The organism is Variovorax sp. 10N420 (assembly GCF_056394705.1).
This window is the reverse complement of record NZ_JBFTIJ010000008.1, coordinates 38,287-52,312: the sequence shown is the minus strand read 5'-3', so window position 1 is coordinate 52,312 and position 14,026 is coordinate 38,287. Positions and strand designations below refer to the sequence as shown.

Sequence of the window (14,026 nt, the reverse complement as noted above, 5' to 3'; positions counted from 1 at the left end):
CTTGCCCACTTCGTGTGGCCGCCCACGCCCTACCGGGGGCAACACCAGCGGGCCGGCGAAGCCGGTTCCGCGGTATTTCTTGAAGGGGCCTGTGAAGGGTCAGGGAGTGGGGTCATGAAAGGTGGTCAGATCGATGTGGTCGGCATGGGCTACCTGGAGTCCATTCCGCGCAAGATGGTGACGGTCTACCTGCCGCTGCTGGCTTTCCTCATCGTGCTGCTGTTTCCGTTCTATTGGATGGCGATCACCTCGGTGAAGCCCGACGCCGAGCTGCTGTCGCGCGAAGGCAATCCTTTCTGGGTGATCGCGCCGACCATCGAGCACTTTCACAAGCTGCTCTTCGAAACTTCGTATCCGCAATGGCTGTGGAACACGCTGATCGTCTCGGTGGTGTCGACCTTCTTCTCGCTCGCGGCGTCGGTGTTTGCCGCCTACGCCATCGAACGCCTGCGCTTTCGTGGCGCGCGGCATACAGGGCTGGCGATCTTCCTGGCTTACCTGGTGCCCCCGTCGATTCTTTTCATTCCGCTGGCGAGCGTCGTCTTCAATCTGGGGCTCTTCGACACGCGCTGGGCGCTGATCCTGACCTACCCGACCTTCCTGATTCCGTTCAGCACCTGGCTGCTGATGGGCTATTTCAGATCGATCCCCGCGGAACTGGAGGAGTGCGCGCTGATCGACGGCGCCACGCGCTGGCAGATCCTGGTGAAGATCGTGCTGCCGCTCGCAGTGCCGGGCTTGATCTCGGCGGGCATCTTCGCTTTCACGCTGTCGTGGAACGAGTTCATCTATGCGCTGACCTTTGTTTCCTCGTCGGAGATCAAGACGCTGCCGGTCGGCGTCGTGACCGAGCTCGTGCAGGGTGATGTCTACCAGTGGGGGCCGCTGATGGCCGGGGCGCTGCTGGGCTCGTTGCCGGTGGCCTTCATCTACTCGTTCTTTGTCGAGTACTACGTCTCGGGGCTTACGGGGTCTGTGAAAGAGTGAGGTAGACCTGCCGATGCACCGGACTACCACTGGCAGCGTGGCCCCTTCGCTGCGCGCCTGCCCTGTCGTTGTCCAGATATTGCGCGAGCGTCCGTCCAAGGCGAAAGCTGATCCCGGGGGACGTAGGGAATGGGTTCAGGCATTGCTCTTCGCTCCCCGACGAGACGCTGTCTGGATTTCGCTTTCCAGCGCCGCAAGGTCGTGCTGTGGTGCGGCCAAGGTGGCGAGAGCGTCGTGACGCTGGATCAGCCACAGCGCCGTGCCGTAGACCCCGACAGACACTGTCGGATCGCCTTTTTCCATCTTGGCGAGCGTAGGGACAGAGACGTTCAGACGCGTTGCCCAACTTCGGAGCGACTGCTTGCGCCGCTTGCGTGCAAGCGCAAGATCGGAGCCGAGCTGAGTCAATGCGACAGCGACGGCTGATGGAAGTGTTTCGATGGCATCGGAGTTCCGCGGCATGAAACTATTTTTTCACAAAGGACGTGATTTGGCTAAGGATAGATATCGACCGACCACATCATCGGGGCTCGGGAACACGGCCGAATTCGCTTTATCGAAGCTTTTGCCGGCCGGAATTTCTCGTGTCTGGAGGCCGGCAGGAGGTGTGTGATGAAGCGACTCAAGCATTGGCAGGACGTGGTGAATGCGCTGCTTGGCGTTTGGCTGGTCTTGTCCCCCTGGATCGTGGGCTTCCAGAGCGAAAGGACCCCCACCGCGAACGCCGTCGTGGTGGGCGTGGCGCTGATCGCGGCTGCGCTCGGAGCCATGATCGTGCCGCGCGCCTGGGAAGAGTGGATCGAGTGCGCGCTCGGCGCCTGGCTGGTGATATCGCCGTGGGTGCTGGGCTTCAGCACGATGCGGGATCCGATGCTCTCCACGGTGATCAGCGGCATCGTCGTCGCGGTGCTGGCGCTCTGGACGCTGACGACCGACAAGGACTACAGCGGCTGGCTGAACCGCGCCGCGCATTGAACTGAAAGCCGCGGCGGGAGCCCTGCGGAGGCGGCCGCCGCGAGCGTCTTTGCAACAGATGTCGACGAGGATCGACAGGGGGGGTAGTAGTGCCTGCGCTCAGGCCTCGTCACAGAGCCGGCGGATGTCGAGCGGAATCGGCACTGCGCGGATGCCGCCGCCTTCGCGCCTGGCGGCGAAAATGCGCACCTCGTCGCATTCGAGGATCAGGTCTTCGCCCCGCGTCACGCGATAGCGTTGCACGAAGCTCTTCTCGCGCCACTCGGGAATCGTGACCGCGACGCTCAGCGTGTCGCCATAGCTGGCACTCTTGACGAAACGTGTGTGCGTGTCGACCAGCGGCGTGCCGATGACGCCGAGCGTTTGCGCGGTTTCCTCCCATCGCGGCACGCCGCGTTCGGCGAAGAAGTGACGGGAAGCGGCGTCGATCCACCGGAAGAAGTTCGGAAACCAGACGATGCCGGCGGGATCGCAATCGCCGAATTCGACCCGCACGGTGTAGGTGACTTCGATGCTCATCAGTTCATTCTCGTCGGGAGCCACAGCGCAATGATCGGGAAGGCGATGAGGATGATGAGGCGCAGGATGTCGGTCAGGATGAACGGCAGAACGCCCTTGAAGATCGTCGTGAAGCTCACATCCTTCACCACGCTTTTGATCACGAAGACGTTCATCCCCACCGGCGGATGGATCAGCCCGAGCTCCACGGTCATCACGATGATGACGCCGAACCAGATGGGATCGAAGCCCAGATGCACGATCACCGGAAAGATGATTGGCACCGTCAGGATGATCATCGCCATGGCGTCCATCAGGCAGCCCAGTACCAGGTACATCAGCATGATCAGGGCCAGCACGCCATAGCGGCCGATGCCGAGACTGGTCAGGAATTCGGTGAGCTTCTGCGGGCTTTGCGTGATCGTCAAAAAGTAGCCGAACAGCAGCGCGCCGATCAGCACCGTGAACACCGCTGCCGCGGTGCGCGTGGCTGACAGAAGGGCCTCGCGGATCTTCGGTCCGTCCAGCTTGCGCCGCAGCACGCCCAGGATGAAAGCGCCGCTCGCACCCACGCCGCCAGCCTCGGTTGGCGTGAAGAAACCGCCATACAGCCCGCCGATCACGAAGATGAAAAGCACCAGCGGCGCCCACACGTTCTTGAGATCGGCCACGCGCTCTGCCCATGGCTTGATCTCGCCGCCGGGGAGCCACGTCGGCCTGAAGCGCACGATGAGCGCGATGGTCATCACATACATCGCCATCGCCAGAATGCCGGGAATGATCCCCGCCATGAAGAGCTTGCCGATGTCCTGCTGCGTGAGGATCGCGTAGACCGCCAGCACTGTCGATGGCGGAAGGATGGCGCCCAGCGTGCCGCCCGCGGCGATGACGCCTGTGGAAAACGACTGCGGGTAGTTGAAGCGCCGCATCTCCGGATACGCCACGGCCGAGAACGTGGCAGCCGTTGCCACCGACGAGCCGCAGATCGCCGCAAAGCCGCCGCAGGCCACCACGGTCGCCACGCCCAGGCCGCCGCGCAGGTGGCCGATCATCGAGTTGGCGGCCTTGAAAAGCTCGCGGCTCACGCCCGACACGGAGACCAGCGCCCCCATCAGCATGAACATGGGAATGACGCCGAAGGTGTAGTCGGTCACGGTGCGCATCGAAGTCTGGCCGACCAGCTTGAGCGCAGGCCCGGGGCCGACGATCCACGCGTAGCCGGTGACTCCCACCAGTCCCATGGCCATGCCGACCGGCACCCGCAACAACATCAACGCGAAAAGAACGAAGAAGCCGAGAACGGCAATCGCGTCAGTGCTCATTCATCAGCTTTCATTTCCGGCTTCTCGTCGTGGAGCAACTCAGGATGGAAGATCAATCGATAGGTGCGGATAGCGATCAGCACGACCGCCGAGACGTCGCCGAGCCACGCCACCGCATAGAACGGCCAGGTGGGGATGTTCATGTCGTAGGTCAGCACGTGGTCGACATAGGTGCCGCGCACCTTGTCGAACAGCGTGGCGGTCTGCACCGCGACCACGAACAGCAGCACCAGCGTGGCGAAGACATCGATCCAGCGCTTCATGCGCGGGCTGGCCGCTGTCCACACGAGGTCGACCGTGATGTGGCCGCCCCTGTAGCTCGTCGCGGCAATGCCCCAGAAGATGAGGATGCCCAGCAGCATGCGTCCGAAGTCGTAGGCGTCGGGGATCGACGTGTCGAAGAACTTGCGCAACACCACCGCCACGAAGATATTGAGCGCGACGATGCCGACAAACATGGCCGCGAGCCATTCGATCCCGTTGATCAGCTTGTCGCTCAGCATCCCTTTCACAGGCGCCGGCGACGGGGCGTCGTCGCGGCCCGCCATCACAAGGCAGCTTTGTTCTTGACGAGGTTGGCTTTCAGCGAATCGAGCACGGCCTTCGGATCCTGTCCGACCTTCTTCACGCCTTCAGCCCACTGCGCTTCGACGGGCGCGGTCGCCTTGCGCCACGCGTCGAGCTGTTCGGGCGTGAGCTTGTAGATCTCGTGGCCGGCCTGCGAGCCGATCTTCGCGCGGCCGCCATATTCGAAGTCGGCCCATGGCGCGGCCACCTTCTCAGCCCACTCGCTGGTGCAATGGTCGTCGATCACCTTCTTCTGCGCGGGCGACATGCTGTCGTATTTGCTCTGGTTCATGGCCCACACGAAAGGCGTGACATAGAGCGGAACATCCATGTGATAGCTCACCACCTTGTCGATGCCGAACAGCCCGATGGAGCCCCACGGGAAGGTGATGGCGTCGGCCACGCCGCGCTCCAGCATGTCGCGCGATTCGGGCGCCGAGGCTTGCACGTTGGTGCCGCCGAGCGAAGTGACCATCTGGCCGATGGTGCTTGTCGCAGGGCGAATCTTCATGCTCTTGATGTCGGTCGGAAGCACGATCTTCTTGCGCGCATGGAAGGTGCCGGGGTCATGCACGAAGGCGAAGCAGAACTTGACATCCTTCATTTCCTTGGCGGCGTACTGCCGGTACCACGTGTCGATGGCGACCGTGCCGCCCTTGGCGTTGGCAAAGAGGAAGGGGAGCGACGCGCCCGCCATGATCGGGAAGCGGCCCGGCTGGTAGCCGGGGTTGATGTAGGCGAAGTCCGCGATGCCGTCGCGCGCCATGTCGTAGTGGTCGAAAGCCTTGCCGAGCTGCTCCGATGGGAACAGCGTCGCGGTGATCGTGCCGTTCGACGCCTTCTTGATGTCATCGGCCCATGCCTGCAGCGATGGATTCAGCGGATGCTGCGCCGGCACCCAACTGGACAGCTTGAGGTTGACCGGCTTGTCCTGTGCATGGACCGGTGCGGCGGCGAGCGCCAGCGCGGCCGAAAGCGCCAGCACGGCGCGCGCGGCGGCCGAAGTCATGAAGCGAGTTGTCGACATGGGTGTCTCCTAGGTGTTGTTGGTTCGGTGGCAGTCGGCACTCTGCGGATGCCGACTTTGTGCGGTGCGAAATCGGTTATTTTTTATAAGAGTCGCTGATTGCGTAAATCGGCGTTTACCTTGAGAGACTTTTCTCAGTGCGCGCGAGGCGCGGCATTTGGCGTGCGCTTCATCCATCGGATCGGTTGCGGCTTGACGGGACGCGGCGCTGCGCCGTGGCGCACCAGCGTGGCATCGAGCGCGGTGCCGGCATCGTCCGCGAGTGCGGCTTCGCGCGCCGCCGCGATGGCCGTGGCGCGCGAGGCCGGCGAACCGTCGGGGAGCGGCGCGATGGCCAGATGGTCGATGACGTGCAGCAGATTGTTCTTGCCGCGCTCGTTGGTGCTGCCATAGCCTTTGATGAGCCGGCCACAGAGCGCGATCTCATGCCCCAGGCGCCAATGCGTGCGCGTGCCCTCGACCACCGCCCAGAGCCAGCGTTCGATCAGTGCCTGTTCCTGCGCGAATCGCTGTCCGCGTCTGCGCAGCCAACGCAGGGACGCCAGCAAGCGCAGCGAGGCCATGCCGAAGACTGAATGGCTGCCCACCTTGAGAGGCAGCGCCCAAGGCGCCGAACGGCGCCGATCCCATGCGGTCACCCGATTGGCCAGCGAAGCCGGCAGCAGCGCCGCGAACTCCGGCGCGCCGGGCTTGAAGTGGTCGTAGACCTTCACGATGTCGTCTTCGCCGGCCTTCACTTCATCGCGCACGCGCCGCGAGCGGCTTGCGCGGCTCTTGAGTTCGGCCACCCGCACGATGTCGTCGAAGGCCATCCACAACGCGAGCCAGCGTGCCATCTCGCGCGTGACGGCGAAGCCCTGTGCACCCGCCGGATCGGCAGCGCGCTCGGCGGCGAGCACCCGCTGAAGGCGCTCGACGTAGAGATCGGCGTAGCGCGCATCCTGATAGTCGAGAACGCGTGCATGGCCCAGCGCCAGCATCTCGTGCACTGACGGAGGGAACAAACTCGCCACCGATGAGGACAGCGCCTCTGCGCCCGGCGCCTCGTCTCCGCTGGAGGCCAGCAGGCTCGTGATCATCGCGGCGCGCTGGCGCGGTGCGTTGACCGCGTTGAACGCCTTCGAGAACCCACGCAGACTGGCCGCCGCCATCTTGCTCACCTTCTCGGGCGCGCTGGTGTCCCCACCGCGCACGACGCGCTCATAGGCTTCGCGCGGAAAGGGAAAGAGCCCGCTCCCTGCGATCGCGCCCAGCATGACTGCGCTGACGACGGTGCCCGCTTCGCGTGCCGCAGCGCCCATGTCGAAAACGTGGTGCTCGCGGCTGAAAGCTTTCACGACATCCAGCAGTCTTTGCCCATCGGCGCGGCCGTCGCCGGGCTGCATGCGTTCGGCGGTGGTCAGCGTGCGGTTCGACGAGGTGATGACGATGGTTCGCTCGGGCGCGCTCATGCCATTGCCGATCTGTCGCGTGGTCTCCAGCAGCTCCGAAGAGATGATGGCGTCCAGCGCGCCCGGCACCGGGCTCAAGCTGAAGACCGGCCGGCGCCCCCCGAGCTTGGCCAGCGGCACCGGAAAGACTTCGACGTAATAAGTGGTGGCGCCCGTACGCTGCGCCACCCCGGGAATGGACGTGCTCTGCGCCGCAAAGCCGGCGTGTCGCGCCGTATCGACGAGCCATTCAGTCAGCACACCGCCGCCTTCGCCGCCGAGCGCGCAAATGAGGAGGGTGATCGGTTGAGAGTCGTTCATGAAGAATCCTGCTTACTCTGCGCTTGTCTGTTCCAGAAATACCGCGGAACCGGCTTCGCCGGGCCGCTGGTATTGCCCCCGGCGAGGGGGTGGGCGGCTACACGAAGTGAGCCAACCTGGGGGAGTGCCAATCTCATGCCGTTTGGAGCGCACGCACGACGGCGCCGCGCAGCGAATGCAGCAGCCTTTCGTGCCACTTGGGGTTCTGCACCACTTCGGCGCGATAGAAGCTCGGGCACAGCGTGGCGGCGTGCGCATTGGCGCCGCACAAGCCACAGCCCACGCAGCCGTCGATGACCACGGCCACCGGATCTACCTTCAGCGGATCGGGGTTGTCCTTGATCGTGAGCGTCGGGCAGCCCGACAGGCGGATGCATGCGTGATCGCCGTTGCACACGTCCTCGTCGACGCCGTATTTCACGCGCACCACGCGCTCGCCCTTCTTGAGCAGGCTTGCAATCCACGGCTTGATGCGGCGCTGGCGCTCCAGTTGGCATTCGCCCTCGGCGATGATGACCTTCAGCCCGTTGAAGTCGCTCGTGAAGGCTTCGTTGAGCGTCTTGCGCATCTTGTCGACGTCATAGGTGTGAACGGTGCGCAGCCATTGCACGCCCAGGCCCTTGAGCGTCGACTCGATGGTCTGGTTCTTGTCGACCAGGCTCTGCTGCTTGTCGATGGCCCGCTCTTTCACCTCGTCGTCCGGCGTCGAGATGATGTCCTGCGTGCCCGTCGCCGAGGTGTAGCCATTCTTGAAAATCAGCAGCACCGCGTCATCGCCATTGAAGAGTGCGCTCTGCACCCCGGTCAGCAGCCCGTTGTGCCAGAAGCCACCGTCGCCCATGATCGAAAGCGCCCTGCGCTGCATCATCGGCGACACGCCCGCGCGGCTTGCCAGGCTCATGCCGTAGCCGAGGATCGAGTGGCCCATCGAGAAGGGCTCGAAGGTGCCGAACGCGTGGCAGCCGATGTCCGCGGCGATGTGCACGGGGCCGCTGTCCTGCTGTGCCAGCTTGAGCGCCGCGAACACAGGACGCTCGGGGCAGCCAATGCAGAAGCTGGGCGGGCGGGTGGGCAGCGGTGACTCCAGCGACTTCGCCACGGCTGCGCGGCGGTCGCGATTCCCGGTCAGCCATTCCGCGGCGGAGTCTTGCGCATGTTCCGGCAGATAGCGCGCCGCGAATTGGCCAAGTCCGGTCGCCAGCACTTCGACGCCGTATTCGCCGGCGGCCGGCAGCATGTCGCAGCCATGCAGCGGCGTCTGGATGTCGCGCCGGCGGAGCAGGGTGGCGATCTCCTGCTCGATGTATTCGGGCTGGCCTTCCTCGACCACCAGCACCGCGCGTTTGCCCGCGCAAAAGTCCGCCACTTCTTCCGGCACCAACGGATAGGCGACGTTGAGCACCAGCAGGGGAATGTCGGTGGCGCCGAAGGCATCCGCCAAGCCGAGTTGCTGAAGACTGCGGATGAGCGCGTTGTAGAGCCCGCCTTGCACGACGATGCCGAGGTCGGCGTGCGTGCCGGGGATCAGCTCATTGAGCTTGTGTTCGGCGATATAGCGGCGTGCGGCCGGCAGCCGTTCTTCGCCCTTGAGCTTCTCGTGGCGAAAGGTCACCGGCGGATGCGCGAGCCGCATGTAGTCGAAGCCGGCCGGTTCTTCGATCAACGCGCGCTTCGAGATGGCTGGCGGCAGGTTGTCCTTGCATTCGAAGCTGCCGCGCACATGGCAGGTGCGAATGCGAAGCTCCATCATGCAGGGCATGTTCGAGTGTTCGGAGAGGCGGAAACCGTGCTCGACCATGTTCACCATCACGCCAAGGTCGGGCCGCGGGTCGAGCAGGCACATGCTCGACTTGAGTGCGTAGGCGTGCGTCCGCTCCTGGATGACGGAAGCACCCTCGCCATAGTCTTCGCCGACGACGATCAGCACGCCGCCCTTCACGCCCGGCGACGACAGGTTGGACAGCGCATCGGCCGCTACGTTGGTGCCGACGATCGACTTCCACGTTACCGCTCCGCGCAGCGGGTAGTGGATCGACGCACCGAGCATCGCCGCCGCCGATGCCTCGTTCGAACAAGCTTCCACGTGGACCCCGAGCTCGTCCATATACGGCTTGGCCTGCACCATCACGTCGAGCAGGTGCGACACGGGCGCTCCCTGGTAGCCGCCGACATAGGCCACGCCCGATTGCAGAAGGCCCTTGGTGATGGCGAGGATGCCCTCGCCATGAAACGTATCGCCTGCACCGAGGCGCAAGGCCTCGATTTCCTTGCTGAATGAAACTTCCAAGAGACTTGACTCCGATCGCGTTGAAATTGCTGCCGCTGTCTGCGCCGCTGTTTGCACCGCTACTTGCCGGCCGATGGTTTCGGCGCGCCGGGAAAGCGCGCGATGTAGTAGGCGAGCGTGTCGAGGTCGTCCGACGGAATCGGCCTCACGGCCTCGGCCATCGCCTGCGTGTAGCCCGGGCGCTTGCCCGATTGAAATTCGTGCAGCGTGAGCTTCAGGTAGTCCTCGCTCTGTTGCGCGATGCGCGCCACCTGCTGGCCGCCGCTCAGATCCGCGCCATGGCACATCACGCAGCGAAACTCCTGCGAGAGCGCCTGGCCGCGCGCCATGCGCGCGGCATCGGGCGGCGTGGCCGGTGCAGGTGGAGGCACCGGCGGCAGCGTCGCGATGAAATCCGAGAAGCCCCGCATGTCCTGGTCCGTCATGCCCTTGGCAATGGCCGACATCGCCTCATTGCTGCGCCTGCCTTCGCGAAACAGAAAGAGCTGCGTGATCGCATAGAACGAATGCTGGCCCGCTAGCGATGGCGTCCCCGCCATCTCGCTGCGGCCATTGGCGCCATGGCAGGCCGCGCACACGCTTGCGAAGCGCTGCGCATAGCTGCCTTGCGTGGATGCCGCGCCTTGCGTCCCCTGGGCGCTTGCTGCCAGAGCCGCAAGCCCCAGGAGCGCCATGGCCCCCGCCCTGATCGCCGGTTGCGCCAGCCTCCTCATCGGCCGCCGTAGCTGATGCGATAGATCGCACCCGCGTGGTCATCGCTCACGAGCATCGAGCCGTCCTTGAGTACGAGGAAATCGACCGGCCGCCCGAGGTATTGGTTGTTCTCGACGAATCCGGTCATGAAGGGCTCGACCTTGGCGCCGCCCTTGCCGTCAGGCCATGCCACGGCGATGTCGGCGTACTTCTTCGAGCGGTTCCACGGGCCATGGCGTGCGATGAACATCGCGCCCTGGTACTTCTTCGGGAACATCTTGCCGTCGTAGAAGACCAGTCCCAGTCCGGCCACGTGCGGGCCGAGCAGCGCCGCGGGCTTCACGTAGTCGTCACAGCTCTTGCCCCAGCCGAACTCAGCGTCGAGGATGTTGCCCTGATGGCAATATGGATAGCCGAAATGCTGGCCGACCTTCGTCAGGTGATTGAGCTCATCGTTCGGCAGGTCTTCGCTGAACCAGTCGCGCCCGTTATCGGTGAACCAGAGGTCGCCCGTCTTCGGATCGAAGTCGAAGCCGACCGTGTTGCGTACACCCTGCGCAATGGTCTCCACGTTGCTGCCGTCGAGGTTCATGCGAAAGATGCGTCCGTGCTGGTCGTCCGGCTCGCAGAGGTTGCAGGGTGCGCCGACGGCGTAGTAGAGCTTGTCGTTGTGTACGCGCAGAAAGCGCCAGCTGTGGTCCTGGCCGCCCGGCAGCTTGTCCGTGAGCACCACGGGCGTCCCGGGGTTGTCGACCTTGTCCTCGATGTTGTCGTAGCGGTAGATGTGCGTGTTGGTGGCGAGATAGAGCGCGCCCTTGTGATAGGCGATGCCAGTGGCAAAGGGCATCTTGTCGATGAGCGTCTTGGGCTCGTGCTTGCCTTTTCCGGGGATCACGTAGACCTTGTTGCCGACGAACAGCGTGCTCACGAACACGTTGCCCTTGGCACCTTCGCGCAGTTCGCGCGCGTCGAGCACGCCAGAGGCCCAGGTCTCCACCTTGAAGCCCGGCGGCAGCTTGAACTTGGCTGTAGGCAACTGGTCGGGTGCGGTCGGTATCGGGAAGGCCGGCACCGGCGCCAGACGATTGGCCGCGTCCGTCTTCGGACGCCCCTTGGCCCAACCGGGCTCGTCTGCCGGAGCTTGCTGGGCCCATGCGGCGGTTGCCGCGCAGAGCAAAGCGGCTATCACCGCGAACTGACGGATCGTGGCCATGTGGTGTCTCCTTCTCGTTGTGGGTTGGCTTGCGCCACCCGACAGTGTGCGTTTGCCGCTGTGCGCGTTCAATAAAATAATCGAGCTAAGCAATATGAACGCCATGCATATCGACGCCATCGACCTCAACCTTCTGCGGCTGTTCGACGCCGTCTATCGAGCCCGCAGCGTCAGCCGTGCGGCCGAATCGCTTGGGCTCACGCAGCCCGCCGCGAGCCACGGGCTGGGGCGCTTGCGTCTGCTGCTGAAGGACGCGCTCTTCATCCGGGCGCCGGGAGGCGTCGCGCCGACCCCGCGCGCCGAGCGGCTCGCGGTGGCGGTGCAATCGGCGCTGGGCACGCTCGAAGATGCGCTCAGCGAGCCCGATCGCTTCGAGCCCGCCGAATCGCGCAAGACTTTCCGCATCCACATGAGCGATATCGGCGAAGGCCGTTTTCTTCCGCTGCTGATGTCCAGGCTGGGCGAATTGGCGCCTGGCGTGCGGCTGGAGACCTTTCCGCTGCAGCCCGGCGACATCGCGCCCGCGCTCGACAGCGGGCGTGTCGATTTCGCGTTTGGGTTCCTTTCGAAGGTGCGCGACACCCAACGCGCGGCGCTGCTGAAGGACCGCTACATCGTGCTCCTGCGCAAGGGCCATCCGTTCGCGCGATCGCGGCGCAATGGGCAGGCCATGCTGGAGGCCTTGCGCAAGCTCGAATACGTGGCGGTGCGCACGCACGCCGAGACGCTGCGCATCCTGCAACTGCTCAATCTAGAAGATCGTGTGCGCCTGACGACCGAGCACTTCATGGTGCTGCCGGCCATCGTCCGCGCGACGGACCTGGCCGTGGTGATGCCGCGCAACATCGCGCGCGGCTTTGCCGAAGAGGGCGGCTACGCGATCGTCGAGCCGGCGTTTCCGTTGCGCGACTTCACGGTGTCGCTGCACTGGAGCAAGCGCTTCGAGGCCGACCCTGCGAACCGGTGGCTGCGTCAGGTGGTCCGGGATCTGTTCACGGAGGCGTAGGTGCTTAGGTGTTTACCCACCCCTTCCATACCAAGCCCCACATAGCCGATATGGGCACGCATATATGCGTATGCGGCTCTAAAGGACTAACTTCCAGTTGGCCCGATTTTTGAACGAGCATGAGCATGACACCGAGCACACAACCCATCCGCTTTTTCCACCAAGGCCGGATCGTCGACATCAGCGGCGTCCACCCGACGCGCTCCGTGCTGGACTGGCTGCGCGAGGATGCTCGCTGCACCGGCACCAAGGAAGGGTGCAACGAGGGCGATTGCGGTGCATGCACCGTTGTGATCGGCGAACTGGCCGAACCCGGCGAAAAGGGCGCGATCGGCGGATTGCGGTTGCAGACCGTCAATGCCTGCATCCAGTTTCTGCCGACCTTGCACGGCAAGGCGCTGTTCACCGTCGAGGATCTCAAGGCGCAATGCAGCCAGGGCCGTGACGCGCACGTGGACGACAAGCACCCCGTGCAGCGCCTGCATCCGGTGCAGCAGGCGATGGTCGACTGCCACGGTTCGCAATGCGGCTTCTGCACGCCGGGCTTCGTGATGTCGCTCTGGTCCACCTATGAGCACCATCAGGCCGATGGCACGCGGCCGACGCGGCAGCAACTGGCCGACGATCTTTCGGGCAACCTCTGCCGCTGCACCGGCTATCGCCCCATCCTCGACGCCGGTCAGCGCATGTTCGACCTGCCTGATGCGCGCCTCGACACCCAGCCTGTGGTGAAGGCGCTCACGAGCCTGCAGCACGAGAGCACTTTCGAATACGCCGCCCCCTTGGGTCAGCGCATCGACCACTTTCATGCGCCCACCACCTTGGCCGAGTTGGCGGCGCTGCGCATGGAAAAGCCCGCGGCGCAGCTTCTGGCCGGGTCGACCGATGTGGGCCTGTGGGTGAACAAGCAGTTCCGCGACTTGGGCGACATCATCTTCGTCGGCGATGTGGCCGAAATGAAGACCATCGAGGAGCGCGCCGACGAGCTTTATCTCGGCGCCGGCGCATCGCTCGAATCCGCCTTCGCGGCCCTGACGCGGCGCGTCCCCAGCCTGACCGACGTGTGGCTGCGCTTTGCCTCGCCGCCGATCCGCAATGCCGGCACCATCGGTGGCAATGTCGCCAACGGCTCGCCCATCGGCGATTCGCCGCCCGTGCTGATGTCCCTCGACGCCGAAATCGAACTGCGTCGAGGCGAGCACGTGCGCCGCATGCCGCTGCCCGATTTCTATGTCGACTACATGAAGAACCGCCTGCTGCCAGGCGAATTTGTCCAGGGGCTCGCGATTCCTCTCGCCGCGCTCCAGCGCCAGATCAGGGCCTACAAGATCAGCAAGCGATTCGATTGCGACATCTCGGCCCTGTGCGGCGGATTCGCGGTCACCCTCGACCGTGACGTCGTGAAGGAGGTGCGCCTGGCTTTCGGCGGCATGGCCGCGATCGTCAAGCGTGCTGCGCAGGCCGAAGCCGCCCTTGTCGGCAAGCCCTGGACACAGTCCAGCGTGAACGCCGCCAAGCTCGCGCTGGCGCAGGATTTCAAGCCCTTGACCGACATGCGGGCAAGCGCAGACTATCGACTCCAGGTGGCGCAGAACCTGCTGCAACGGCTTTGGCTGGAAACGCGCGCGACCGATCCGTTGCCGCTCGAAGCGACCAGCGTCTGGAGCGTGATGCCGCACATCGTGGCGGAAGGAGCCTGA

13 protein-coding genes are annotated in these 14,026 nt (G+C 64.5%); 4 read left to right on the top strand and 9 right to left on the bottom strand.

The window, feature by feature from the left end:
• Positions 1 to 114: 114 nt before the first annotated feature.
• Positions 115 to 987 (top strand): carbohydrate ABC transporter permease, encoded by an 873-nt coding sequence (locus AC1DEK_RS20600; RefSeq protein WP_478127140.1) that lies wholly within the window; start codon positions 115 to 117, stop codon positions 985 to 987.
• A gap of 135 nt (positions 988 to 1,122) precedes the next feature.
• Here the strand turns inward: AC1DEK_RS20600 and AC1DEK_RS20595 are convergent, their stop codons facing one another.
• A complete protein-coding gene (locus AC1DEK_RS20595) occupies positions 1,123 to 1,449 on the bottom strand; it encodes a RodZ family helix-turn-helix domain-containing protein (RefSeq protein WP_478127139.1) in 327 nt (108 codons plus the stop codon).
• Positions 1,450 to 1,599: 150 nt separating this feature from the next.
• Between AC1DEK_RS20595 and AC1DEK_RS20590 the strand changes: the two genes are divergently transcribed.
• Positions 1,600 to 1,962, top strand: a complete 363-nt coding sequence (locus AC1DEK_RS20590) for an SPW repeat protein (protein ID WP_478127138.1) — start codon at positions 1,600 to 1,602, stop codon at positions 1,960 to 1,962.
• Positions 1,963 to 2,061: 99 nt separating this feature from the next.
• Here the strand turns inward: AC1DEK_RS20590 and AC1DEK_RS20585 are convergent, their stop codons facing one another.
• The 8 genes from AC1DEK_RS20585 to AC1DEK_RS20550 form a co-directional block, all read right to left on the bottom strand.
• Positions 2,062 to 2,481, bottom strand: coding sequence for an acyl-CoA thioesterase (locus AC1DEK_RS20585; RefSeq protein WP_478127137.1), 420 nt, complete (start codon positions 2,479 to 2,481; stop codon positions 2,062 to 2,064).
• Complete coding sequence (locus AC1DEK_RS20580) at positions 2,481 to 3,782, bottom strand: TRAP transporter large permease (protein ID WP_478127136.1); 1,302 nt, start codon at positions 3,780 to 3,782, stop codon at positions 2,481 to 2,483. Before AC1DEK_RS20580 ends, AC1DEK_RS20585 begins: the two co-directional genes overlap by 1 nt.
• A complete protein-coding gene (locus AC1DEK_RS20575) occupies positions 3,779 to 4,330 on the bottom strand; it encodes a TRAP transporter small permease (protein WP_478127135.1) in 552 nt (183 codons plus the stop codon). Before AC1DEK_RS20575 ends, AC1DEK_RS20580 begins: the two co-directional genes overlap by 4 nt.
• On the bottom strand, positions 4,330 to 5,376 hold the full coding sequence (locus AC1DEK_RS20570) for a TRAP transporter substrate-binding protein (protein WP_478127134.1): 1,047 nt from the start codon (positions 5,374 to 5,376) through the stop codon (positions 4,330 to 4,332). Before AC1DEK_RS20570 ends, AC1DEK_RS20575 begins: the two co-directional genes overlap by 1 nt.
• A 134-nt stretch (positions 5,377 to 5,510) precedes the next feature.
• Positions 5,511 to 7,127, bottom strand: a complete 1,617-nt coding sequence (locus AC1DEK_RS20565) for an indolepyruvate oxidoreductase subunit beta family protein (protein WP_478127133.1) — start codon at positions 7,125 to 7,127, stop codon at positions 5,511 to 5,513.
• Between the two features lie 133 nt (positions 7,128 to 7,260).
• Complete coding sequence (locus AC1DEK_RS20560) at positions 7,261 to 9,414, bottom strand: thiamine pyrophosphate-dependent enzyme (RefSeq protein ID WP_478127132.1); 2,154 nt, start codon at positions 9,412 to 9,414, stop codon at positions 7,261 to 7,263.
• A gap of 59 nt (positions 9,415 to 9,473) precedes the next feature.
• Positions 9,474 to 10,088 carry a c-type cytochrome gene (locus tag AC1DEK_RS20555; protein ID WP_478127131.1) on the bottom strand — a complete coding sequence of 205 codons (615 nt, stop codon included), beginning with the start codon at positions 10,086 to 10,088 and terminating at the stop codon, positions 9,474 to 9,476.
• 35 nt (positions 10,089 to 10,123) lie between these two features.
• A complete protein-coding gene (locus AC1DEK_RS20550) occupies positions 10,124 to 11,320 on the bottom strand; it encodes a PQQ-dependent sugar dehydrogenase (RefSeq protein ID WP_478127130.1) in 1,197 nt (398 codons plus the stop codon).
• A 94-nt stretch (positions 11,321 to 11,414) separates the two neighbouring features.
• Here AC1DEK_RS20550 and AC1DEK_RS20545 point away from each other — a divergent pair, with 94 nt between their 5' ends.
• Positions 11,415 to 12,326, top strand: coding sequence for a LysR family transcriptional regulator (locus AC1DEK_RS20545; RefSeq protein WP_478127129.1), 912 nt, complete (start codon positions 11,415 to 11,417; stop codon positions 12,324 to 12,326).
• Positions 12,327 to 12,445: 119 nt separating this feature from the next.
• Complete coding sequence (gene xdhA, locus AC1DEK_RS20540; RefSeq protein WP_478127128.1) at positions 12,446 to 14,026, top strand: xanthine dehydrogenase small subunit; 1,581 nt, start codon at positions 12,446 to 12,448, stop codon at positions 14,024 to 14,026.

Coding starts and splice junctions, on each gene's coding strand:
- AC1DEK_RS20600 (WP_478127140.1), top strand. CDS start 115: ATGAAAGGTGGTCAGATCGATGTGGTCGGCATGGGCTACCTGGAGTCC.
- AC1DEK_RS20595 (WP_478127139.1), bottom strand. CDS start 1,449: ATGCCGCGGAACTCCGATGCCATCGAAACACTTCCATCAGCCGTCGCT.
- AC1DEK_RS20590 (WP_478127138.1), top strand. CDS start 1,600: ATGAAGCGACTCAAGCATTGGCAGGACGTGGTGAATGCGCTGCTTGGC.
- AC1DEK_RS20585 (WP_478127137.1), bottom strand. CDS start 2,481: ATGAGCATCGAAGTCACCTACACCGTGCGGGTCGAATTCGGCGATTGC.
- AC1DEK_RS20580 (WP_478127136.1), bottom strand. CDS start 3,782: ATGAGCACTGACGCGATTGCCGTTCTCGGCTTCTTCGTTCTTTTCGCG.
- AC1DEK_RS20575 (WP_478127135.1), bottom strand. CDS start 4,330: ATGGCGGGCCGCGACGACGCCCCGTCGCCGGCGCCTGTGAAAGGGATG.
- AC1DEK_RS20570 (WP_478127134.1), bottom strand. CDS start 5,376: ATGTCGACAACTCGCTTCATGACTTCGGCCGCCGCGCGCGCCGTGCTG.
- AC1DEK_RS20565 (WP_478127133.1), bottom strand. CDS start 7,127: ATGAACGACTCTCAACCGATCACCCTCCTCATTTGCGCGCTCGGCGGC.
- AC1DEK_RS20555 (WP_478127131.1), bottom strand. CDS start 10,088: ATGGCGCTCCTGGGGCTTGCGGCTCTGGCAGCAAGCGCCCAGGGGACG.
- AC1DEK_RS20550 (WP_478127130.1), bottom strand. CDS start 11,320: ATGGCCACGATCCGTCAGTTCGCGGTGATAGCCGCTTTGCTCTGCGCG.
- AC1DEK_RS20545 (WP_478127129.1), top strand. CDS start 11,415: ATGAACGCCATGCATATCGACGCCATCGACCTCAACCTTCTGCGGCTG.
- xdhA (WP_478127128.1), top strand. CDS start 12,446: ATGAGCATGACACCGAGCACACAACCCATCCGCTTTTTCCACCAAGGC.